General features: G+C 73.6%; 3 protein-coding genes. All 3 read right to left on the bottom strand.

Annotation, left to right across the window (positions count from 1 at the left end; genetic code table 11):
• Positions 1 to 23: 23 nt before the first annotated feature.
• Genes fabD through Q4V64_RS02850 form a run of 3 tightly spaced genes read right to left on the bottom strand, consistent with a single transcriptional unit; the run spans position 24 to position 25716 of the window.
• Complete coding sequence (gene fabD, locus Q4V64_RS02860; RefSeq protein WP_124436997.1) at positions 24 to 3416, bottom strand: ACP S-malonyltransferase; 3393 nt, start codon at positions 3414 to 3416, stop codon at positions 24 to 26.
• Entirely contained in the window at positions 3413 to 25495 is a 22083-nt protein-coding gene (locus Q4V64_RS02855; protein ID WP_124436996.1) for a non-ribosomal peptide synthetase, read from the bottom strand. The genes fabD and Q4V64_RS02855 overlap by 4 nt, the downstream gene beginning before the upstream one ends.
• A complete protein-coding gene (locus tag Q4V64_RS02850; protein WP_124436995.1) occupies positions 25492 to 25716 on the bottom strand; it encodes a hypothetical protein in 225 nt (74 codons plus the stop codon). The genes Q4V64_RS02855 and Q4V64_RS02850 overlap by 4 nt, the downstream gene beginning before the upstream one ends.

Raw genomic sequence — 25716 nt, 5'->3', positions numbered from 1 at the left:
GCCGTGGCATTTTGAGCGATCCTTTATCCGGCCGCCCCGAACGAGGCACAGCGGTCCGCGAGCAGCCGGGCGGTGCCGGACAGCAACCGGTCGGCCAGTACGTCCACGTTCCGCGCCTGCCAGGGTTCCAGGCTGGTGCCCTTGACCCACTGGTTGAAGGCGCCCATGGCCGGGCCGCAGTACACCAGGTAGTCCACCCGCCGCCCGGGGGCGCCGGTGCGGGCCAGCTCGAATCCGTCGTCGAGGTAGGACCGGAAGGCGAGGGCGAGTTTGCGCTTGGCGTCCACCTCCCGGCCGCCGGCCGCGGCCGGGGAGTTCTTGGCCAGAGCAGCGCGCCAGGCGTCCTCGAAGGGGCGCCGCAGATAGGTTTCCTCGATCTGCCGTCGCGTATCGGCGTCCATGTCCGCGAACGAGTCGTGCATGCGCCACAACTGGTACAGCCGGTCGGCGCGGGCCGGAAGGAAGACGCCGCGCTTGACCGCCCTGGCCCGCACACCGAGTTCGAACATCTCGCTCCACGGCGCCGGCTCGGTGTCCTGTACGTCGAGGCCCTGGAGCATGTCCTTGACCTCGGCGCTGGTCGCCGCCTCCACGGTGCACTGGTTCACCGAGCCGGTGACCAGGAACTCCGCCCCGAGGACGAGGGCCGCCGCCGCGGCCTCCGGCGTGCCGATGCCGCCCGCCGCGCCCACGTGCACCCGCGGCCACGGTCCGGCCAGGGTGTCGCGCAGCCGCAGCACGGCCGGCAGCAGCGTCGCCAGGTCGGCCGCGTCGGTGTGCCATCCGGCGCCGGCTTCGACGCACAGGTCGTCCGCCATCGGCAGCCCGGCCGCCCGCGCCGCCTCCTGCTCGGTCACCTCGCCCCGCTCGGCGAGGCCGCGTACGACCTCTTCGGGGGCGGGGCGCAAGAACGCCTCGGCGGTGTCCGTACGGGAGACCTTGGCGATGATCCGGCCGCCCTTCAGGCGGTACTTGACCAGAGCCGGGGTGATCCGCAGGAAGCCGGACGCCTCGACGGTACCGACGCCGAGCCGCAGCAGCAGATCGACCAGCGCCTGCTCCTGCTCGGGGGAGGCGTGCCGGTGCAGCAGATTCACCCCGAACGGCCCGCCGGGGCCCAACGCCGCCTGAATGCCGCGGATCCCGGCCTCGACCTCCGCGAGCGGCAGGCCACCGGTGCCGAAGAAGCCCATGCCGCCGGCCTTGGCGAGTCGTACCACGAGCGCCTCGGACGATATGCCGCCGTACATCCCACCCGCCAGGTAGGCCAGCCGCAGACCGTAGCGGGCCCGGAAGCCTTCCGCGCCCAGTTCCTCGGCAGCAGGCCCGCGCCGGGCGACGGGAACCGGGGCGGCCGGGGCGACGGGTGCGGCGGCGGGAGCCGCCGGTAGGGCCGGGGCCGGTGCCGGGACCACCGGAACGGCAGCCGGGGGCTCGGTGCGTACCGGCGGCTCGGCACGGTCCGGGGCCGTCCGGACCGGGGCCGACGTGGCGGCGGGCCGTGGGGCGGGCTCGGTCGGCGGAAACGGAAGGGGGGTCGAGGAGGCGCGGATCTTCCGGACCATCTTGGTCAGTGCCTGGCCGGGTCCCAGCTCCTCGAACTCGAAGTCGCCCTGCGCCATGAGACGACGGACGGTGTCCACCCACCGCACCTGGCCGACGATCTGACCGGCCAGCGTCTCCCGCACCCGGTCCGCGCGGTACGGGCGGGCGTCCACATTCGCGATCACCGGGATCCGCGGCGGCCGGAACTCGGTGGCGTCCAGCAACTCCCGGAACTCCTCGGCCGCGTCGCGCATGTAGCGGGAGTGGAACGGGGCGCTCACGTTGAGCACCACCACCTGTGCTCCCCGCTCTTCGAACATCGCACGGGCGCGGTCGATGTCCGGTGCGGGACCGGCCAGCACGATCTGCTCCGGTGCGTTGTGGTTGGCGATGTCCAGGGCGGTCAGACCGGAGTCCGACAGCGCCGACTCCACCGTGCCCAGGTCCAGGCCCAGCACCGCGGCCATGCTCCCGTCGACGGCCCGGCCCATGAGTTCGCCGCGCCGTCGGACCAGACGCAGCCCGGTGGCGAAGTCGAAGACGTCCGCGGCGAAGAGCGCCGCGTATTCGCCGAGGCTGTGCCCGACGAGCCAGTCCGCCGGGCGTGGATCCTCGCGGGTGCGCAGTTCGTACGTCAGCGCCTCGACCACGTACAGCGCGGGCTGAGTGAACTCGGTGCGTCGCAGACGGCCTTCGGGATTGTTCAGACAGAGGTCGCGGATGGAATAGCCGAGGATCTCGTCCGCCTGGGCGACCAGGTCGGGGAACTCGTCGAAGAGGTCCGCGCCCATGCCCTTGGCCTGAGAGCCCTGCCCGGGAAAGCCGAACACCTTCATCTTGCTACCGCCTTTCGCGTGGGGTGCCGCGGGGGCCAGGGCCTGTGTCGCGGGTCGGCCGCCGTCGGTGCCCGCGCGGTCCCGTACCCGGGCCAGCTGCTGGGTGTCCCGGGTGAACGGAGTGAGCAGCGCCAGCGACTCCGAGCACGAGTCGGGGTCGGCGGCGAGGTTGGCGCGTACGAAGTTGTGCAGCGTGCCCGACGGCCCGGCGTCGAGGTAGAGGAACGGGCCGTGCGACTCCAGCGCCCTGACCGTCGCGGCGAACTCGATCGGCTGCCGGGCCACCCGCCACAGGTGCTCGACGGTGACCTCCGCCACCGGCCCGGCCGTGGCGCTGGAGACCAGCGGGATGCGGGGCGGACGCAGCTCCGTATCCGCCCACAGGGCGTCGAAGGCCGGTCGGGAGGGGTCCATCAGCCCGGAGTGGAAACCGTGGGACACCGGCACCCGCTGGTACGCGATGTCCCGGGCCCTGAGCAGTGTCTCCGCGCGGTCCAGGGCGTCCAGCGGCCCGGACACCACGAAGTGGGCGTCGTAGTTGCGGGCCGCCAGCTCCAGGTCCCTGTGCAGGTCCGGTTCGCGGTGGTACAGGGCGGGCTCGGCGAGTACGGCGACCATGCCGCCCGGAGCGGCGTCGCCCGCCGAGCGGGCCATCCGGACGAGCCGTCGCAGGCACTCGCCCGGTTCCAGGACGCCGGCCAGTACCGCCGCCGTGTATTCGCCGAGGCTGGCGCCCAGCAGCAGATCGGGGGTGACACCGTACGAGATCAGCGTCTCGGCCAGTGCCAGCTCCACCATCACGATCGCCGGATGGGTGACGGCGGTGTCGGTGAACGGCTCCGAGACCGGGCGGTCCGGATCGTACAGGCGAGCGATGACGGAGCCGCCGAGCTCCGGCTCGACGAAGGCGTCCAGGCGGCGCAGCGCATCCCGGAACACCGGCTCACTGTCGTAGAGCTCGCGGCCCATCTGGTAGTGCTGCGAGCCCTGGCCGGAGAACATGAAAACGGTCCGCCGACCGGTCTGCGGGGTCATCGGTCCTGGCTCCCGGTCAGCTGGGCGGCCGGTCGCCGGGCGAGGTGGTCGGCCAGGCGGTCGATCGTCGTGAGGTCGTACAGGACCGTGGCGTCCAGGGAGATGCCCAGCGCGTCACCGACCTCGGAGACGAAGGACATCCCGGTGATGGCGTCCACACCCAGGTCGGCGAAGGCCGCACCCGCCGGGATCTGGTCGGGCGTCACCCGCAGGGTCCTGGCGAGCCGCTCGACCAGTAGTTCCTTCAGCTCCTTCTCCGAGGCGACCGAACGGCCGCCTCCGGGCGGGTCCTGCGGGAGGAGCCGCGCGCCGGGGTGCCAGTGCCGCTCGCGTACGAACGGGTAGGTGGGAAGCGGCACTCGGCGCGGCCGGGCGGCCGGCCACAGGCGCTGCCAGTCGAGTTCGCCGCCCGCCGACCAGTGGTCGGCAAGCTCCGTCGGCCGCCGCTCGGTGAGCCACCGCTCGACGGTCTCCGGCGCGGCCGGCGAGGCACCGAAGGCCCAGGGCCCCGCGGCCGTTCCTGGTGCCGCCGCCTCCGCGACGTACTTCTCGAGAGCGTGGCGGAGTTCGGCGAGGTCCGCCACCACGAAGGCCACCCGGCTCGCCATGGCCACCCGTCCGGTCTGGAGGGTGTGGGCCAGCTCCGGGAGCGACACCGGCTCAGTGCCGCCGAAGACGGAGCCGCCGATGCCGCCGGCCTCGCCGCTGAGGAAGGCGAGCAGCCGTCCGGCCAGGGCTCGCAGCCGGTCGTCGTCGCGCGCCGAGAGCGGGACGATCTGCGGCCCGTGGTGCGGTCCGTGGGGCGGTTGTTCCTGGCGTCCGGCGGCCGCCGGTACGTACTCCTCCAGCACGATGTGGGCGTTGGATCCGGTGGCACCGAAGGAGCTGAGACCGGCTCGCCTCGGTCCCCCGGCCGCGGGCTCGGGCCATGGCTCCGCGCGGTGCTGCAGGCGGAACGGCGTGTTCTCCAGGTCGAGCAGCGGGTTGACGGTTTCGGAGTGCAGGGTGGGCACCAGGGTGCGGTGGTGGAGCTGTAGCACCGCCTTGGTCAGCCCGGCCACGCCGCCCGCCGACTCCGCGTGGCCGATGTTGGACTTGACCGATCCCAGGGCGCAGAAGCCGTTGTCGCCGGTGTGCCGGCGGAACGCCCGTACCAGGCCTTGGACTTCGATGGGGTCGCCCAGCTTGGTGCCCGTTCCGTGCGCCTCGACGCAACCGATGGTGCGCGCGTCGACGCCGGCCCGGTCGAGTGCCTCGGAGATGACCGCGGCCTGGGCGACCGGGCTGGGGACGGTGACCCCACTGCCGGTACCGACGTGGCTGACGGCGGTGGACCGGATGACGGCGTAGATGTGGTCGCCGTCCTGCTCGGCGCGGTGCAGCGGCTTGAGCACCACGGCGCCGACGCCCTCTGCCGAGACCCACCCGTCGCCCCCCGCGCCGAACGACCGGGAGCGCCCGGTGGCGGAGTGCATGTCGACCGCGCCATAGGTCTGGTACTTCGCGGGGTGCAGCGACAGGTTCACACCGCCGGCGACGGCCACCTCGCTCTCGCCTCGGGCCAGGCTCTCCACCGCGAGGTGCACGGTGGTCAGCGACGACGAGCAGAGCGTGTCCACCGCCATGCTCGGGCCGTGGAAGTCGCAGAAGAACGACACCCTGTTGGCGATCATTCCCTGGTTGAGGCTGACCGGCAGCGGTCGGCCGTCCACCGGCTCCGCCTGCGCGCCGATCAGGGAGTAGTCCTTGTGCATGGCCCCGGCGAAGACGCCGACCGGGCGGCGCTGTTCGGGACCTCGGGGCGCGGCGAGCGTGGCCGGGGTGTAGCCGGCGTTCTCGATCGCCTCCCAGCAGGTTTCCAGGAAGAGCCGCTCCTGCGGGTCGGTGATCTCCGCCTCGGGCCGTGCCACACGGAAGAACTCGGAGTCGAAGCGGTCGGCGTCGGCGACGAAGCCGCCCCACCGGGACAGCGGCCGGTCCGTCCCGCTGGACAGCGTCTGCCACTGCCAGCGGTCCGCGGGGACCTCGGTCACCGCGTCACGGCCCTGGAGGAGGTTCTGCCAGAACTCGCCGAGGTCGTCGGCTCCCGGGTACCGGCCGGCCATGCCGATCACGGCGACCGGGACGGGCTCCGGGGCCGGCTCGGGGGCGGTCGGCTCGGGGGCGGCCGGGGCCGGGGTGGTGGCTTGGGCCGGGTTGGTGGCTCGGGCCGGGGCGGTGGAGAGCCTACGGCGGGCCAGGCCGGGGCGCTCCAGCGCCGGGCGTCCGGTGACCGGACCGGTCCAACCCTCCACCACCGCATGGGCGTTGGTGCCGCCGTCCGCGAAACAGCTCACCGCCGCGACGAGCGGTGCGTCGGGCCACGGGACCAGGCCACGGGCGAAGGTGAACGGTGAGGCCGACAGGTCGAAGTGATCCAGCGGCTCCTGTCCGGACAGGAAGGGCACCAACTGCCGTTCGCGCAGCATCAGTACGACCTTGATGAATCCCGCGATGCCCTCCGCGCACTGCGGGTGGCCGATGTTCGGCTTCACCGAGCCGAGGCTGCACGGGGCCTCGGAGGAGTCCCGGTAGACGGTCCGGATCGCCTTGAGTTCGGTGAGGTCGTGCACCGCCGAGCCGGCCGCGTTGGCCTCGATGTGGGTCACCTCGTCGGCGCGCCTGCCGCTGCGCTCCAGGGCCTTGGCCATCACCGCCTGCTGCGCGGCCGGGTTGGGCGAGGCGGGACCGGCGGTGCGGCCGTCGTTGTTGACCGCGATGCCCTTGAGCACCGCCTGGACCCGGTCGCCGTCGGCGAGGGCGCGGGCCAGCGGCTTGAGTACGACCACCCCGGCGCCCTCGGAGAGGACGATCCCCCGGGCCCGCCGGTCGAAGACGTGGAACGCGGGCTCCGGGCTGAGCAGCCCGCGCTGGTCGAACAGCCGGTGGCCCGCACCGTCGGCGAGCAGGGTCACTCCGCCGACGACGGCGGCCTCCGCGTCACCGTCGCGCAGCGCCTGGGCGGCCGAGTGCATGGCGACGAGCGCCGAGGAACACGCGGTGTCCACCACCACACTGGGACCGCGCAGGTCGAAGAAGCGGGAGACGTTGGCCGCGAGGTAGTTCTGCCCGACGGCCACGATCGGGTTCCGGGTCCGGCTCAGCGTCGCGTCGTCGGGAAGATGACGGCTGCGGGCGCCGATGTAGACGCCGATGTCGCGCCCCTTCAGGTCGGCCGGCCGGTAACCCGCGTCGCTGAGGGCGAACAGCGTCTCCTCCAGCAGCACCAGCGCCTGCGGGTCCATGGCCGCGGCGTCCTCGTCGGACAGCAGGAAGAAACCCGGGTCGAAGCCGTCCCGGTCGACCAGCCCGGCGACCAGGCCGTCGACACCGCCCCAGCGGTGCGCGGGGACCGGGGCGATGGCGGAGCGCCCTTCGCTTAGCAGCCGCCAGTACGCGTCCAGGTCGGGCGCGCCGGGGAAGCGGCCGGACATGCCGATCACGGCGATGTCGTTCTGCGCGGTGGTGCCTTGGGGGGCGTACGCCGGGATGTCCGCAGGGGCTGTGCCGGACACGGACATCCGGGCGGGCACGGACTCCGAGCCGTGGACGGCCTCAGAGCCGGCCGTGGACTCCGGCGCGGCCGTGGGCTCCTCGGCGGAACCGGTACCGAAGGCCGCGGCGAACTCCGCCGGATAGGTCTGCGCCAACCAGCCCACGAAGGCCTCCACCGTGGGGTGATCGATGAACCCGGACGGGTCCGGGTCGACCCCCAGCCGGCTTCCGACCTTGCGCAGCAGCTGGACCATCATGATCGAGTCGGTTCCGAAGTCCTCGATGGGCACGTCGGCGGCGAGCCTGGCCCGGTCGAAGTGCAAGTGTTCGGCGAGCAGTCCGAGCAGCCACGAGGCGGCGGTCTCGGCCGGCCCCTCCGCCCGCCGCTGCCCGGCCGGCTCGGTCCGCAGGGCGGGCGCGGCGGGTCGAGCCGGAGCGGCTGCCGGGACGGCGACGTCAATGCGACGCCGCATGAGCAGCTCGGGACGCCAGGCGGCGGTGTCGCGGATGACCGCGGGGAGGACGGCGGGCCCGGCGCCGTGCGTCAGCAGGTGGTCGAGCAGGGCGGTCCCCTCGGACTCGGACACACTGCCCAGGCCGGTGCGCAGATAGCCGGGACCGGGGTCCGCGTCGCCCATGCCGACACCGCTCCAGGACGGCCACTGGACGCTCAGCAGGGGCAGACCGTGCGGCCTGGCCGCGGCCAGGTAGTCCGCGTAGGCGTTCGCCATGGCGTAGTCGCTCTGGCCCACGGCCGCGCTCGGCACCACGGCGGCGACCGATGAACAGACCACGAAGAACCTCAGCGAGCGGCCCGCGAAGCAGTTCACCAGTGCGTCGAGGCCGGCGACCTTGGGGTCCACCACGGCCCGGACGCCGGCGGCCGGCTTCCCCACGAAGGCGAGGTTGTCGCGGTCGGCGAACCCGGCACAGTGGAGGACACCGCCGACCGGTCCCAGGTCCCGCTCGGCCTCGCGCACCGCACGGGACAGGTCCCCGGAGGCGGAACCGTCCAGCGGGAGCGACAGCACGCGCACCCGCGCCCCGGCCCGCTCCAGGTCGATCAGGGTGCCGAGCCTGCGGCCGAGCGGATCGTCGCCGAGGTGGGCCTCCCAGTCGGCCCGCTCCGGCAGCCGCGTCCGGCCGGTGAGCACGAGTCGACGCACTCCCCAGTGCCGCACCGCGTGCCGGGCGAAGGCGAGGCCCAGGCCGCCGGTGCCACCGGTGATCCACAGCGTCTCGTCCTCGGGGAAGTCCTGGGGGGAGTGCTCGGAAGAGTTCTCGGGTGAGTTCTCGGGGAAGGACCGCACGCCGTCACCGCGGCCGGCTCCGGCAGGGGTCTCCCGCAGCACAGCCCGGTAACGCTGTCCGGCGCGATGGCAGACCTCGGGGTCCTCGCCGGTGTCCACGAGTTCGGCGACTATCTGCCGTATCACCGTGAGGTCGTCGTCCAGCGGGTCCACGTCCACATGCCGCGAGCGCACTTTGGAGTACTCGCTCTGCAGCATCCGGTACAGACCGGCCCGGGCCGCGCCGGCGAGGTTGACCGACTGCCCGCCGAGGTCAGCGCCGCCGAGGTGCGGGGTCTCCAGGCCCCGGGTCACGCCGAGTAGCACCACCGGCTCCGCAGCCGAGGCCTGGGCCACCAACTGCTGCACCCAGGGCAGCCAGTCCGCGGGGTCGTCGTGCGTGCGCTGGGAGCCCGGCCCGGCGTGCGCGCAGCCGGTCAGGTCGACGCACGCCCGGAACCGGCCGGGAGCGGGCCGGCCTGCCAGGTCGGCGGGTTCCAGGACCTCCGCTTGCGGCAGCTCACGGGCGAGCCGGTCGGCCAGCACCCGGGTGTCCGCGGTGGCGAGGACGGCGACCGGGCCCGGCATCGGGCCGCCGGTGCCCGGGGCGGCCGGCTCCCAGCCCTTGGTGAGCAGCCGAGTGCCGTGCGGCGCCGGGGCGTCCCCTACGGCCGAGGGTTCCGCAGCCGTGTCGCCGAAGGCGCCGGGGTGGTGCTCGTCCAGGTACGCGGCCAGGTCACGGATGGTCGTGTACTCGAAGAGGAGCGTGGGCGGCAGGCTCCGGCCGAGCACCCGCTCCAGACGGGTGACCAGCTCCAGGACGCTGACCGAGTCGATGCCCAGCTCGTAGTAGCCGATGTCGGGGTTGAGCGTCCGAGGGTCGCGGCCCAGCCCGTCCGCCATGAGTTGGCGCAGCCGGTCCTGGGTGGGCGTCACCGGCGCCCCGTACGATCCCGCCGTGGGGCGGGCCGCGGAGGCTGTCCGCGGCGCCTGGCCGGGCAGGCCGGGCAGGGTGCCGGAGCGGATCAGCTTGCTCGACAGGCCGCGCAGCTCGGCGAGAACGCGCCCGTCACCGTCCACGAACTCGACCGTCAGTCTGGCGAGTTCGTCCCGCAGACTGAGCGACGACCGGCGGACGCGGGCCGTGCACGGGCCGGTCAGCGGCGCCGCCGCCCGGAAGGACTCCACGTACATCGGCAGGAAGAACGCCTCCTCGTCCCGGCCGCCGCCGGACAGCAGCGTCCCGGCCGCCACCGCGCCGCCGAGCAGCAGCGCGGGATGGAACAGGTGGCCACTGGTCTCGGCGCCGGAGGGCGGGGTGAGTTCGGCGATCAGCTGCTCGGTGTCCTCCCACACCCGGCCGCCGGCCCTGACCGCTCCGGTGTAGACCTGCCCGAGGCGGCCGTCCCGGTCGTAGACCGCGCCCAGGTCCTCGGACACGGCGGACGGCGCGGGGACGGCGGGCCGCGGCGGACCGGCGAACCGGGCCGGACCCGCCATCACCATCTCGGCCGTGGCATAGGGCGGGGCGTCCGGCTCGGCGCGGTCCACGATCCGCACCGCCCATCGGTCCGGGCTGACGGGCCGGGCGTCCAGCGCGATACGGGCGGGTGCCTGAGGCGTGACCACCAGCGGACGCAACGCCGTCAGATCCCGTAGCTCCAGCTCGTCGTGCGGCTGTCCCTGCCTGCGGAACACCTGATGGATGAGGTCGATGTAGGCCAGGGCGGGCAGCAGCAGTTGGCCCGCGACCTGGTGGCCGGCGATGACCGGGGTGTCGGCGGAGAGGGTGATCTCCTCGTACACGACCTTTCCTTGGGGCACGGCGGTTTCCCCGCCTGCGGGCTCCGGCCGAGCGGGGGTCGGCGGCTCCTGGGCGAGGTGCGGGGCAGAGCCCTTGGGCGCTTCGTACCAGCACCTGTCGCGCGCGAACGGGTAGCCCGGCAGCTCGACCAGGGCCGGCGGCGGCCCGTCGTACAGCCTCCGCCAGTCGACGGCATCGCCGGCGGCCCAGGCGGCGGCCAGCCTCTCCGGGGCCGGCTCGGGAGCCGCCTCAGGGTCCGCCCCAAGGCCCTCCGCCCGCTCCGCCGAGGGCCGCGCACCGCGCCGTACGGTCCCGGTCCACACGCCCGGCGTGCCGTCCCGGCCGACCAGGTACGCGTCGAGCCGGGTCAGCAGCTCGGCGCGGTCGCCGAAGACCACGGCCAGCCGGTGGGCCATCGGCTCCCGCCCGGACTGCAGGGTGTGGGCCAGAGCCGCCGGATCGGTGTCCGCCCCGTCGGTCCGCAGGAAGTCCGCCATGCGCTCGGCGTAGGCGTCGAGCCGTGAGCGGTCCCTGGCCGAGAGGGCGAAGACGAACGGCGCGCGGGCCTCGGGGGTCGGATGTGAACGGGACGGCACGTACTCCTCCAGCAGTACATGGGCGTTGGAGCCGCCCGCGCCGAACGCGCTCACGGCCGCGGTCCGCGGCAGCGGCCGGCCCGCCTCGTCGGTGCGCGGGGACCACTCGGCGAGCTCCCGCTGTACACGCAGCGGCGCCGCCTCGAAGTCGATGTTCGGGTTGAGCCGCTCGGCGTGCAGCGACGGGACCAGCACGCCGTGCCGGAACTGCAGGAGCACCTTGGTGACGGCCGCCATGCCGGCCGCCGACTCGGCGTGCCCGATGTTCGACTTCACCGACCCGATCGGGATCTTCCGCCCGCCCACGTCGTGGCCGCGGAAGGCCCGCAGCAGGCCGCTGACCTCCACCGGGTCACCGAGCGCGGTGCCGGTGCCGTGCGCCTCGATGTAGTCCAGGTCGCCCGGTGTCCAGTCCGCGCGGGCCAGCGCGTCGGCGACCAGGGTGCCCTGGGCCCGGGCGTTCGGCACGCTGAAGCCCTTGCCCGCGCCGCCGTGGTTGACGGCGGATCCCTTGATCACGGCGAGGATGCGGTCACCGTCCGCCTCCGCGGCCGAGCGGCGCTTCAGCAGCACCGCGCCGGAGCCCTCGGCGGGCACATAGCCGTCCCCGTCCTCGCCGAAGCTGCGGCAGCGCCCGTCGGTGGACAGGAACCCGCCCCTGCTGAGCTGCAGATACTTCAGCGGATGGCTGGAGATGTTCACCCCGCCGGCCACGGCCGCGTCGCAGTCCCCGCTCCGGATGGCCTGGCAGGCCAGGTGGATGGCCACCAGCGAGGACGAACACATGGTGTCCAGGCCGACGCTCGGCCCGTCGAAGTCGAAGAAGTACGACACCCGGTTGGCGACGGACGCGTACGAGGAGGAGGTCGCGACGCCCTCACCGCGCAGCGTCTCCTCGACGCCGTAGAGCTGGTAGTGGCCGTACATCATGCCGACGAACACGCCGGTACGGCTGCCGGCCATGCCCTCACGGGTGACACCGGCGTCCTCCATCAGGTGCCAGACCGTCTCCAGGAAGATCCGCTCCTGCGGGTCGATGTGCTCGGCCTCCAGCTGCGACATGCGGAAGAACATCGGGTCGAACCGGTCCACGTTCCGCAGGAAGCCGCCCCACTTGGAGTACGACTTGCCGGGGGCGTCCTTGTCCGGGTCGAAGTAACGCGAGTGATCCCAGCGGTCGTCGGGGATCTCCTCGACGCAGTCCCGGCCCTCGCGCAGGTTGCGCCAGAACTCCCGCAGATCGTCGGCCTGCGGGTAGCGGCCGCTCACGCCGATGATCACGATGTCGTCGCCCGGGCCGGTCGGTGCCGGGGCCGGTGCGTCGGGCACGGCGACGGTAACGGCGGAGCCGGATACGCCGGAGCCGGAGACAGCGGCGGTTACGGTCCTGGCGGGCCGCGGCGCCTCCTCGGCCGGCGGGGCCTCCTCGGCCGGGTGGGCCTCCTCGGCCGGGTGGGCCTGCTCCGCACCGCCCAGCACCTCCGGCAGCCGCCCGGCGTGTTCGGCCAGGAAGTAGCCGGCGAGTTCGGCCACCGTGAAGTACTCGAAGAACAGCGTCTTCGACAGCGCTCCGAAGTGCCCCTCCAGCCTCCGGGTCAGGCTCAGCACCAGCAACGAGTCGATGCCGTAACGGTCGAACTGCTCGTCGGGGTCGATGTCCTCGACCGGCATCTTCAGCTCCTCGGCGAGGAGTTCGCGCAGGAACCGCTCCGTTCCGGCCCGCAGGCCGGGCCCCCCGTTCGCGGGCCGGACGGGCACGCCCGTCTCACCGCGCGGCGTGGTGTGCTCGGCGCCCAGGGCCCGCTCGATCACGACGGCGTCGCCCGTGGCGAGCAGCAGCCGGGGCGCCCGGCCGGCCAGCGCCCGCTCCAGCCCGTCAAGTGCGACGTCCGCGGGAAGCGGGCTGAAACCGAGCTCGCGCCGCATGGCCTGTTGGGCGGCGGTGTCCATGGCCATCCCGCCGTCCCGCCACAGCGGCCAGTTCACGGCGAGGCTGCGCCCGGACCGGGTCCCCTCCAGGCAGTGCTGTTCGCGGCGCTGCGCGAAGTGGTCCAGGAAACCGTTGGCGAAGGCGTAGTCGGACTGCCCGACGCTGCTCAGGGCCGCCGCCGTCGAGGAGAAGGCCACGAAGTACTCCAGTGGCTCGTCGCGGGTCTCCTCGTCCAGCCACAGCGCGCCCAGCACCTTGGGGGCGAGCACGGCCTCGGCCTCCGCGCGGGTCTTCCTCAGGACGAAACCGTCCCGCAACTCCCCGGCCGCGTGCAGCACGCCCGCGATCCGACCGAACCGCTCACGTGCGGCGCGGACCAGGGCCGCCACGTCCTCCCGCCGGGTCACGTCGGCGCGTACGTGCATGATGCGAGCGCCGCCCTCCTCCAGTCGGGCGATCCGGGCCCGGGCCTCGGGCGACGGCTCCGACCTGGAGGCGAGCACGATGCCGGCCCCTGTCCCGGCGCCGCGCGCCGCGAGCCGCTCGGCGAGGTGCAGCCCGATGCCGCCCGTGCCGCCGGTCACCAGGTGCGCGCCGGGCGCCGCGAACGGCGAGGGCACCGCCGCTTCCGGCAGAGTGGCCGTCCGCCAGGCGCCGGCCAGCCGCCGACGCCCGTCCGTCCGGACCTCCACCGGAGCCTCGGCGCAGGCCAGTTCGGCCGACACGAGCGCGGGCAGGTCGGCCTGGGTCGCGTAGGCGACGGAGGTCATGTGCAGGCCCGGGTACTCGGCGCGTACCGTGCGGGCCAGGCCGCTCAGCGCCGCGTGCGCGGGCTCGACGTCAGCTCCGTCCGGGTGGAGGTAGACGTAGTGGGCCCGGCCGAGGCGCCGGCCTATCCAGGCACGGCAGAAGCCGAGCGCGGCGTGGAAACCGCTGTCGAGCGCCTGCCGGATGTCCCCGCCCCGGGTGGCCAGGTGGACGATGCCGATCGAGCCGTCACCATGCCCCGCCAGGTCGGTCAGGAGCCGCTCCGGGTCGAGCCCGGCGGCAAGGTCCACGGGGACGATCCGGGCGCCGGTGCGGTCGGCCAGCGCGTCGCCGAGTGCCCGGCCGGTGCCGTCGCCCGTGCCGTCGAGGAGCACCAGGGTGGTGGGCAGCGCCGTGCCGTCCGCCGCCGGGACCGTGCTGTCCCGCCAGTACGGTTCGAAGCAGAGCAGCGGCTCGGCACCGCCGTCGGAGGAGGGCAGCGCGCGAAGCGTGAACCGCTCGATGCGGGCCAGCACCGTGCCGTCCTCGTCCGCCAGCAGGATGTCGAAGACCTTCAGACCGGCCGAGGAGCCGTCGTCCGTCCGCCGCGCGTAGGCGTGGCAGGCGTTGGGCAGGCGGTCGGCCGTCAGTTCCACCGCGCCCACCGAGTACGGCAGGTGGGTGGGCCGGTCGTGGTCGCCCTCGCCGTCGGGGACGCTGCCGGCCGTCTGCAGCGCGGCGTCCATCAGTGCGGGGTGGAAGCGGTACGCACCGGCCTCCTCGCGCAGCTGCGACGGCATCACCAGCCGGGCCAGCGCCTCCCCGGTACCCGACGCCAACCACTCCACGACCTGGAAGGACGGCCCGTAGTGGAAGCCGGTCTCCTCGACGCGGCGGTAGTACTCCTCGCCCGTGCACTGCCGTGGGCAGCGCGCGTGGATGGCGGCGATGTCCAGCTCCGGCTGCCTGTCCGCTGCCGTACGTGCGACCAACACGCCGCTGGCGTGCGGCCGTACGCCACCGTCGGCCAGGACCTCGAAGCCGGTGCGTTCCGGCCGCTTCGCGTCCCGGCTGAGGCGGATCCGCAAGCCGACGGGGGACTCCGCGCCGACCTGGACGGGGGCCGCCCAGGACACCTCCTCGACCCGGTTCACCGGCAGGCCGTCGCTCCGCGACAACTCGCCTGCCGCACGTGCCATCTCCAGCAGGACCACACCGGGCAGGATCGGCGTCCCGCCCGCCACATGGTCGCGCAGGTAGAACTCCTCCCCGGTGAGCCGCTTGGCGAACTCCTCGGTTCCGGCGGCGGGCACGCCCGTGTCCAGCAGCGGGTGCGCGCCGGGCGAGGCGTCGCCGGTCACCCAGTGCCGGGTGCGCTCGAACGGATAGGTGGGCACCCGCACCCGGCGCGGCGGCCGGGCGGCATCCTGGTGCAGCGGCCGCCAGTCGATCTCCTCCCCGGCGACCCACAGCTCGGCCAACGTGTCGAGGTCGTGCTCGGCCAGCAGCGCGTCGACGTACCGCTGCCAGGCCGCACCGCGGGGCCGTGCGGTGCGTCGGGCTGCGCCCCCCCGGCCGTGGAAGACACCGGGGGTCTCGTCCGCGGCGCCGGTGGTGAAGGCGTCCAGCAACTCGAGAGCCTTCTCGCGGTTGTCGGCAACGACCGCCAGCCGCTCCGGCATCGGGTCGCGGGCCACCTGAAGGGTGTACGCGACGTCCACAAGGCCGGCGTCCTCGTCATCCTGCCGCCGCAGCAGGTCCGCCAGACGCTCCGCGTAGGCGGCCAGGGCCGCCCGGCTGCGCGCCGACAGCACGAGCAACACCGGCCGCTCGGGCCGCTGTCCGCCCTCGGCGGCCGCCCGTACGACGTCCGTGGCAGGCGCCTCCTCCAGCACCAGATGCGCTCCGGCACCGCCGAACCCGAAGGAGCTGAGGCCGGCCCGCCGGGGCAGCGTGCGGCCCCGGTCGTCACGCCGCTGCTGCCACGGGACGGCCTCGGTGACGATACGGAACGGGCCGCCGTCCAGGTCGAGATAGCGGTTCTGCTCGACGACGTGCAGGCTGGCCGGGATGGTGTGGTGCCGCATGGCGAGCACCACCTTGAACAGACCGGCCATGCCCGCCGCGGCCTCCAGGTGGCCCACATTGCTCTTCACCGAGCCGAGACCGCAGCTCGGGCTGTCCGGGAGCGGCCTGCCGGCCTCCTCGTACAGCCGGGTGAAGGCGGTCCGCAGTCCGGTGACCTCGATCGGGTCGCCCAGCGCCGTGCCGGTGCCGTGCGCTTCGACGTAGCCGACGGTGACCGGGTCGGTGCCCGCGAGGCGGTGCGCCCGGGCGATGACGTCCGCCTGCGCGTCGGGGCTGGGGGCGGTCAGCGAGTTGGTACGGCCGCCGTGGTTCACGGCGGAGCCCCGGATCACCGCGTGCACCGGGTCGCCGTCGCGCCCGGCCGCCGCGAGGTCCTTCAGGACCACCGCGCCGACGCCCTCGCCGCGTACGTATCCGTTGGCACGGCTGTCGAACGCCTTGCACCGGCCGTCCTCGCTGAGCATCTCGCTCTTGCTGAGGGCGACGTACAGCGACGGGTCGAGGATGAGGCTCACCCCTCCGGCGATCGCGAGGTCGCAAGAGCCGTCGCGGAGCGCCGACACCGCCTGGTGGATCGCGGTCAGGGAGCTGGAGCAGGCGGTGTCCACGGCGACGCTGGGCCCGCGCAGATCGAGGAGGTAGGACACCCGGTTGGGGATCACGGACAGTGCGGCGCCGGTGATGGTGTGGGCGTCGGTGCCGCGCCCCGCGGCGCGCTGCACCTCGAGGTAGTCGGAGTTGGTGACGCCGAGGAAGACCCCGACCCGGCGGCCGGCCAGTTCGGACGGCCGCAGACCGGCGTCCTCCAGCGCCGTCCAGACCACTTCCAGGACCAGCCGTTGCTGCGGGTCCATCAGCTCCGCCTCGCGCGGGGAGATGCCGAAGAACGCGGCGTCGAAGCGGTCGACGTCCGGGACGAAACCTCCCCAGCGGGAACGGGAGTGCTCGCCCTCGCGCGGATCACCGGCCACGTTCCGCCAGTCCCAGCGGTCGGCCGGGATCTCCTCGATCAGGTCGTGCCCGTCGGCCAGGTGCCGCCAGAAGGCGTCCAGGTCGGGCGACTGCGGGAGCCGGCCGGCCATGCCGATGACGGCCACTGCGTGGTCGGCGGGCGGGTGCTCGGCCGCGCCGGACCCGGCCTCGGCTCGTGTGCTCTCGGCGGACGTGACCGGCGCGGACACCGCCGTGGCGGGCAGACGGGGCTCGGTTCGGGCAGGGCGCCCGCCGTATCGGCCCCGCAGCGCCGGGTGGGCGTGCTGCAGGTGCTCCGCCATGGCGGCCACGGTGGGGTGCTGGTAGAAGGCGGTCGGGTAGACCTCGATGCCGAAGACCTTGCCGATCCGGGTGCTCAGGGTGGTGAAGCCGACCGAGTTCAGGCCCAGTTCGCCGAGCGGCCGGTGCCGCGGAACCCGGTCCGCCGCCACCTCGGCGACCTCGCCCACCAGCCGGGCCAGTTCGTCCGCAAGCCGGTCCGCGGTGTCCTGGGTGTCCTCGGTGCCCTCCCCGGCCACGGCGTCCGCCGCGGTCTGGGTGCGGGATGCGGCCCGGTCCGGCCGCGCGTCCGACCGCGCGTCGCCGAACTCGGCCCGCAACTCGTCCAGCGGCGCCGAACCGAGCCGCTTGCGGTCGGTCTTCCCGTTCAGCGTCTGCGGGAACTCCTTCAGCGGCACCAGGACGTCGGGGACCATGTACTCCGGCAGCCAGTCGCGCAGCGGAGCGGGATCGACCGGTCCGGCGTACGGCCCGCCCTCCACGGTGTAGAAGCCGCGCAGCATCACGCCGGTGCTCCCGGCCGAGGCGGCGGGCACCACCACGGCCTCGGCCACTCCGGCCAGCCTGCGCAACGCGGCCTCGACCTCACCGGGTTCGACGCGGTAGCCGCGGACCTTCACCTGGGCGTCGGCGCGCCCCAGGTACTCCAACGAGCCGTCGGGCAGCGACCGTACGAGATCTCCCGTGCGGTACAGACGCGGCGAGAGGGAGGTGTCGAACGGGTTGGGCACGAATCGCTCGGCGGTCAGCTCGGGCCGCCCCACGTAGCCGGTCGCCAGGCCGTCACCTCCGATGTGCAGCTCTCCCGGCACGCCGGGCGGCACCAGCCGGCCGTGCTCGTCGAGCACCAGCAGCTGGGTGTTGGCAACGGCGCGGCCGAGGCTCACCCGCTCACCGGCGCGCAGCCGGCTGACGGCGGACCAGATGGTGGTCTCGGTCGGCCCGTAGAGGTTCCACGCCGCGCGGGTGCGGGCTGCCAGGGCGTCCGCGGTGTCCTGGTCGAGGGCCTCTCCGCCGCACAACGCGGTCAGCGCCTGATCGCCCTGCCAGCCGGCGGCGAGCAGCATCTTCCACGTACTCGGCGTGGCTTGCATGACGGTGGCACCGCACGCCTGAAGGTGACGGCGCAGCTTCAGCCCGTCCTTGGCGACCTCGGCGGGAGCGATCTCCACCCGGCCGCCCGCCACCAGCGGCAGATACAGCTCCAGGGCCGCGATGTCGAAGCAGACGGTGGTCAGGGCAAGCAGCGTGTCCTCAGGCCCGAAGCCCGGTTCTTCCCGCATCGAGGACAGGAAGTTGACCAGGGCGCGGTGGGGGACCGCGACGCCCTTCGGACGGCCGGTGGAACCGGAGGTGTAGATGATGTACGCGGTGTCCTCCGGGCCCGCATGACGGACGGGCCCGGCGCCATGGGAACCGGCCCCGGCTTCCTCGGCGAGCCGGTCCAGACGGTCCATCCTGACCCTCGGGACGGCGATGCCGCCGAGCGCGGTCTGAGCCGTGCCGGTGGTGAGGATGAGGTGCAGCCCCGCGTCCTCGGCCATGTAGGTGAGCCGGTCCACGGGGAAGGTCGGGTCCAGCGGCACGTAGCAGCCGCCCGCCTTCAGCACCGCGAGCAGGGCGACGGGCAGCTGCGACCGGTCCACGAGGACACCGACGGCACGACCGGGCTCCACGCCGCGCTCCCGCAGGTGCGCGGCGAGCCGGTCCACGCGCTCGATCAGCGCACCGTAACTCAGCGACTCGGCGCCGTAGGTGACGGCGATCGCTTCGGGGCGGCGGGCGGCCTGCTCCTCGACCAGCTCGGGCAGGGTCCGGTCGTACGGGTGGTCACGGCGGGCCTGCTGCCACAGCCCCTCCAGTCGCTGCCGCTCCTGGCCGGTGAGCAGGCCCAGCTCGCCGACCGGCCGGGCCGGTTCGGTCAGCGCTGACCGCAGCAGCTCGAGGAGGTGGTCGCCGAGCCGGCGCACGGTGTCCTCGTCGAAGAGGTCGGGGTCGTATTTCAGGGTGAACGAGCAGTCGGCCGCCCCTTCTACGACATCCAGGGTCAGGTCGAACTCGCCCTCCTGGTGCACCCCGTCGAACACCCCGCGCACCGGGTCCCGGTCTCCCGGCTCCACCCAGTTCTGGAAGTAGAAGGCCACCCGGAACAGGTCCGCGGTGTCGGTACGGCCCGCCTGGCGCATCGCCTCGGTGAGGGAGATCAACGGGAAGTGGGCGTGCTCCAGCGCCTCGAGCACGGTGCGGTGCACCTGCCCGGACAGGGCGGCGAAGTCCTGGTCCGGGTCGACGTCGGCCTGTAGGACGACCATGTTCATGAAGTAGCCGAGCGTGTCGTCGAACCGGGCGGAGGGGCGGCCGGCGGCCGGTGTCCCGATCCTGATGCCCCGCTGCTGGGTGTAGCGGTGCAGCAGGGTGAAGTACCCGGACAGCAGCACCGCGAACAGCGAGGTGCGCCGCTCGGCGGCGAACTCCCTGGCGGCGCGGACCAGTTCGGCGTCGATACGGCCTTCGACGGCGGCACCGCGATGGCCGGGCAGCGCCGGGCGCGGCCGGTCGTACGGCAGTGCCGGTGGCTCGATGTCGCCCTCCAGGCGCCGCAGCCAGTAGTCGCGCAGCCGCTCGCCCTCGGGCCCGGCGAGCATGTCCCGCTGCCAGGCGGTGAAGTCGGCGAAGGTGCCCGCGACCGGCGCCGCGGCAAGCCGGCGCCCGGCCCTGGCGTCCTGGTAGCCGGCGGTCAGCTCGCGCAGGAAAGCGGCGATGGACACCCCGTCGAAGACGATGTGGTGGAAGGCGAGAAGCAGCACCTGACCGCCGTCGCCCAGTGTGAACAACGTGACCCTCAGCAGCGGGCCGTGCTCCAGGTCGAAGGGGCGCCGGGCCTCTTCCCTGATCCGGTCGCGCACCGCCGCCTCGTCCGCGACGGCCAGGTAGCGCTGCTGGAAGTGCAGCTCCTGCCAGGCGGCCACGGTGCGCACCGGACCGTCGTCGGTGGTGCGGATCGTGGAGCGCAGGCTGTCGTGCCGGTCCACGATGCTCTGCAGAGCCCGCCGAAGCGCGCCGACGTCCAATCCCGGGTCGAGCCGGAAGGCGAGCGGCAGGTTGTAGGCGTACGTGCCCGGGTTCATGCGTTCGATGACCCACAGCGCGCGCTGACCCTCCGACAGCGGGTGGTCGGTCGGCGGCTCGTCGGGGACGGCCACCGGGGCGACACCGGGGACGGGGGCGGTGGAGGTGGCCTCGACGGACGTGGATGCAGACACGGGCGCGGGCGCGGGTACGGGCGCCGGGTCCAGCGGCCGGGAGCCGAGGGTGCCGACGTCCGCGTAGTGCTGCGCGAGCTCACGCAGCGTCGGGTGATCGTAGAAGTCGCCGAGCGACACCGTCACGCCGAACTCGTCGGTGATCCCCGAGACGATCTTCATACCCGTGAGCGAGTCGAATCCGTAGGAGGAGAGCGGCCGGTCCGGGTCCACGTCCTCGTCGAGCTTCAGGCACCGCGCCACGATGGTCCCGAGCCGGTGCCGCAGTTCCTCGGAGGGTGCCGGTCCCGTCGGACTCACCGGGGCCGCCTGACCGGCCTGTGCCGGAGCGGTGTCCACGGTCCCGGGCCGCGGCGTGACGGGCCGCAGCCCGTCGCTCTCCGAGACGATCACGTGCTGGCCACGCGGGCGGCCGTCCGGGTCGCTGCCTCCGGTCACCGCCACGTCGCCGAAACCCTGTTCCCGCAGCAGCCGCCGCCAGGTCGCCGGGGCGGCCAGCGGGGAGTCCGGCAGGCGCAGTTCCTCGTCGTCGAAGAGCCACCAGCCGTCCAGCAGCCCGCCCACGACCGTGGTGGAGTCCCGCACCTCGGTGAGCTCGTTGAGCACGAGCCAGCCGTTCGGCCGCAGCAGGTTCTTCGCCTTGCCCAGGGTGGCGCGCAGGTCGCGGGTGGCGTGTACGACGTTGGTGGCGAGGACCATGTCGTACGTGCCGGGGGAGAAGCCCTGCTCCTGAAGCCCTCGTTCCAGGTCCAGGACGCGGAAGTGGAGGAAGTCCGGGGTGCCGTACGCGGAGCGGAGGCGGGCCTCGGCGTGCTCGAGGAAGAGCGGTGAGATATCGGTGAACCAGTAGGAGACCCGGTCGGCGTACCGCGCCAGCACCGGCAGCACCGTCTCCGTGGTGGCCCCCGTGCCGGCCCCGAACTCGACCACGCGCAGCCGCTCCCCGGGGGCCAGCTGCCCGATCCGGTGCTCCAGGTAGGCGCCCGCCGCGTCGCGGACCAGCTCGTTGAAGGAGTCGGTGAGCGGGTTGGCCTTGTAGAAGTCCTCCACCAACGCCATCGAGGAGCCGGGGAACATGATCTCGGTGGCACGTACCTCCCCGCGCAGGATCTGCGGGTAGGACTGGAGGAAGAGGCGGGTCAGGGTCACCGTGGAAGCCAGGTCGGGGTGGTCCGCGGCGATCCGGTCGAACTCCGGCTCCAGCGCTTCGGGCCCGTACGATCGCGACGGATCACCGGCGGGCAGCAGACGCACCCGCCCGCCGTCGAACGCCACGTACCCGGCGTCCCGCAGGATGTTCAGCAACGCCTCGTACAGCCGCCGGTACTTGGGCAGGATGCCCAGCCGCTCCGGCAGCTCCTGCCGGTCGTGGCTGTCGCCCGGATTCACCAGAGCGCCCATCCGCTGGAACACGCCGAGCACCGCGGGGCGGCAGACCTCGGTGAGCCGCTGATACCCGGAGATCACGCTGCCGACGCCCGGGGCGTCTTTGGAGCGCGGACGCAGCAGCAGGGAGGAGGCCGTCCGCAGGGCCGGCGTGCCGTCGGCGGAGGCCAGCTCGGCGGGCGGCGCCACGGCGGCGCCCAGGGCTGCCAGGGCGCCGTCGCCGGCGTTGATCGCCAGCACTTGCGGCAGCCGGTTGCCCAGCACCCGGTGGACGGCCAACAGCCCGTCGGTGACGGAGAGTTCGCCGATGCCGAGGTCCTGGAAGATCTCCCGCAGGCCGGGCCGGGCACCGGAGCCGACCGGGCCCCAGTACCCCCAGTCGATGACCCGGACCGGGTAGGGCCGCCGGTGACCGAGGTGCAGCGCGTAGGCGTCCTGGAGGGCGGCCGCGCAGCTGTACGTGCCGTTGCCCGCGGTGCCGACGAGGGCGCCCACGGAGGAGAAGAACGCCATGAAGTCGAGCGGCTCGGCGCCGAAGGCCTGGTCGGTCGCCACACTGCCGTCGGCCTTCACCGCGAGCGCGGCGCCGAACGCCCGCTCGTCGAGCGCGGCCAGCGGCCCCGGGTCGAAGGTCATGGCCGCGTGGACGACTCCGTGGATCGAGCCGAAGCGTGCCTTCGCCTCGTCGGCCGCCCGCCGCAGGTCCGCGGTGTCGCGGCAGTCGGCGCGCAGGTGGAGCACCTCGCCGCCGAGTTCCCGGGCCCGGTCGGCGCAGGCACGCTGCTCTTCGCCGAGCTCGCTGCGGCTGATCCACACCACCCTGGCCCGGTACCGCTCGGCGAGATGCACAGTCAGCTCCCGGCCGATACCGCCGGTGCCGCCGACGATCACGTACACGCCGTGTTCCCGGTACGGCGGCCGCTGCGGCTCCGGCAGAGAGACCGGCTGGAGCGCGGGCACGTAGCGCACCCCGTGCCGCCACAGCACCGTACGGCCGGTGGAGTCGCAGGGCTCGTCCAGCACGGCGGCCAGCAGGCGTTCGTGAGCGGCCTCGTCCTCGGCCGACTCCCGCTGGGAGAAGTCAAGGCATACGGCCCTGATCTCCGGACGCTCCTTGGGCAGGACCCGGGCCAGCCCGTGCAGCCCGGCCGCGAAGGGGTTGACGACCGGATCACCGAAGGCCGCCGCGGCGTCGCTCGTCACGACCTTCACATGCACCCGGCGCCCGTCACCGGCGTCGGCCAGATGCCTGGCCACCCGGAACAGGGCCAGCACCCCGCGCCTGTGGCTGTCCTCGAGTTCACCGGGCTCCCCGGCCGCGCCGGAACCGTACGGGCGGATCCCGCCGAGGTGGTAGACGCGGTCCACCGGACCGGCCTCGGCCAGCGCCCGGACCAGGTCGTCCTGGTCGAGGTCGATCAGCCGCGTGTCGTCGTCGCGGTGGTGCCGGGCGATGCCCTCCGCCAGCGGGGCGGCGTCGCGCGAGCTCAGGATCAGCACCCGCTCGGCCCCCGTGCCGCCCGCGCCGGAGTCGGACGCGGGCCGCTGCTCGGGCAACCAGGACGGGCGGTAACAGACCATGGCGGACGCTTCCACGGCCGCGGTCACGGCGGGATTCTCCGCCTCGGCAGCGGGCAGGCCGGCGGCGAGCGGAACGGAACCCGACTGCCAGCTGGGGCCGTACCCGGCCTGATGCGGGCTCGCGGCGGACAGGCTCGCGGCACACGGGCGCGGGGCCGGCTGCGCTGCGGGAAGCGCCGTCGGCTGCGCGACGGGGGGCGGGGCCGACGGCCCGGCGGGGACCGGAGCTGACTGCCCGCTGGAGGGCGGGGCCAACTGCCCGCCGGGAAGCGGGGCCGGCTGCCCGGCGGAGGACGCCGTGGGCCCAGGCAGCGGCGGCAGCCAATACCGCTTGCGGGCGAAGGGATAGGTGGGCAGACCCACGCGGCGTACGACGCCTTCGGGGCGCAGCCGGGCCCAGTCCACCTCGGCGCCCCGGGTCCAGCACTCGGCCACCGTGCGCAGGTCGCCCTCGCGCAGGGCCCGTTCCAGCCGGTCCTTGTCCTCCTCGGAGGCCCGGCGAACGGGGGCTGTGCCAGTGACCACCGCTGCGGCCTCCTCGCCGGAGGCGAACGCGCGCAGCAGGTCACGGGCCTCGTTCAGATCGGCGGCGGGGAAAGCGAGCCTCGACTCCAGTTCCTCGCGCCCGCTCTGCAGGGTGTGGGCGAGGTCGGCGAGCGAGATCTGTTCCGGCCCGTCCGCCAGCGGTTCCCTCGCCTGCGCCGCATCCGCCGAGGCGTCGGCCAGCAGCGGGGCGAGCTCTTGAACGGTGGTGCTTCCGGTGAGGGAGATCCCGCCCGGTCGCTCGCCGTACGCCCCGTCGAGCTTCTTGGCCAGGAGCGCCAGTTCCGCCGCGCCACAGCCGTATTCGCCCAGCGGCGTGGCCGGGTCGAGGTCGTCGGGACGGACGCCCAGCACCTCGGCGGCGAGCCGCAGGCACGCGGCCTCGACTCGCGCGACCTGCTCGGCATCGCGGCGCGGGGGATGCGCGCCCGCCGCGGGACTGTCGGCGGGGCTCTCCAGGAAGGCGGCGAGCCGTGCGGCGTACGCGCGCAGCCGTTCTTCGTCGCGCGCCGACAACACCACCAGCTGCGGACCGGCCGCCACCGGGACCGCCGGCCGCGCCGCCTCGGGGTCCGCGCGGTACTCCTCCACGATCAGGTGGGCGTTGGCCCCGCCGCCGCCGAAGGAGCTGATCGCGCCCCGACGCGGCAGTTCCACGCGCTGCCCGTCGGCGCGGACCACGACCGGCCGCGGCCATGGCACCCGCTCCTGCGGGATGAAGAAGGGGGTGCCGGTGAGGTCGATGTCCGGGTTCGGCTCGGCGGAGTGCAGCGACGGCGCGATGGTCCCGTACCGGAGCTGCATCAGCATCTTCGTGAGGCCCGCTATGCCGGCGGCGGACTCCAGGTGACCGATGTTGGACTTCAGCGAGCCGACCGCACAGCGCTCCACCCCCTGGGCCAGGTCGTCGTCGATCCGCTCGCGGAACGCCTCGCTCAGGCCGGAGATCTCGATCGGGTCGCCGAGCGGCGTGCCGGTGCCGTGCGCCTCGACGCAGCCGATGGTGCGCGGGTCGATTCCGGCCCGGCGCAGGCTCGCCCTGATCACCTCGGCCTGCGCCTGAGGGCTGGGGACCGTGTAACCGCCGGTCTTGCCGCCGGAGTTGACGGCGGATGCCCGGATGACGCCGTAGATCCGGTCGCCGTCGGCGATCGCCCGCCGCAGCGGCTTCAGCAGTACCGCACCGACGCCCTCTCCGTCCACGAACCCGTCGGCGCCCTTGCCGAAGGCGCGGCAGCGGTCACCCGGCGACGTCATGCCGTTGTCGGACAGGGTGCGCAGGTGCGACTCGTGGAGGATCAGGTTCACGCCTCCGGCGACCGCCACCGAGCACTCCCCGGCCCGCAGGCTCTCGCAGGCCAGGTGTACGGCGGTGAGGGAGGCCGAGCACGCCGTGTTGACGGTGAGGCTGGGGCCGCGGAAGTCCAGCACGTACGAGACCCGGTTGGCGATGGACCAGTGGTTCGAGCGGGCCCCGTTGGCCACGCCGAGGGCCGCGGCCTGACCGCCCATCCACTCGTAGTCGCTGTTCATCACGCCGGCGAACACGCCCACCGGGTGGTTCTCCACGGCGAGGCGGCGCGGCGGGTGGCCGGCGTCCTCGAGAGCCGCCCACACGGTCTCCAGGAAGATCCGCTCCTGCGGGTCGATGCTCTCGGCCTCGACGGGTGCGATGCCGAAGAACAGTGGGTCGAAGGCGTCGGCGTCGTCCATCAGCCCGGCCCACCGGCGGCGGCCGTCCGGCAGGCCGTCGCCGGAAGGCTGCGCTCCCGGTCCCCGCACGGGCGGGAACTCCTGGATGCAGTTCTCGCCGTCGCGGGTCCGCGCCCACAGCTCGTCCGGGGTGCCGGCCCGCGGGTACCGGCCGGCCAGGCCGATGACGGCGATGCCCTCCACGGTCTCCGGCTTCGCCGACGCACCCCGCAGAAGCCGCAGCAGTGCCTTGCGCTTGTCGTCCATGTCCGAACCCCTGCCTGCCGCGTGCCGCGCCGCTGCACCTGCCGTGCCGGGCTGTTCCGCCCCGGCCGCACCTGTCGTCATCGTCATTTCGTCACCATCCGGCCGTCCGCCGCGCCGTCATCGAGCAGGTCCAGCAGCCGGTCGGCCTTCCGCCGGCGCCCGTCGGCGAAAACCAGATCTCCGCGGCGCCAGAAGAACCCTGAGAACCAAGAACCCTGGAAAGCAATCAAGCAGGAAATCAACGAGGTGGCGGGCCGGAAGGGTTGAAATCCGTAACCTCGCGCCCGACCAACCGGCGCGGCCGTCAA

It is taken from the genome of Streptomyces sp. NL15-2K, from assembly GCF_030551255.1.
GTDB lineage: Bacteria > Actinomycetota > Actinomycetes > Streptomycetales > Streptomycetaceae > Streptomyces.
Note: the sequence above shows the minus strand (reverse complement) of the source record. Positions and strands in the feature narration are given on the sequence as shown.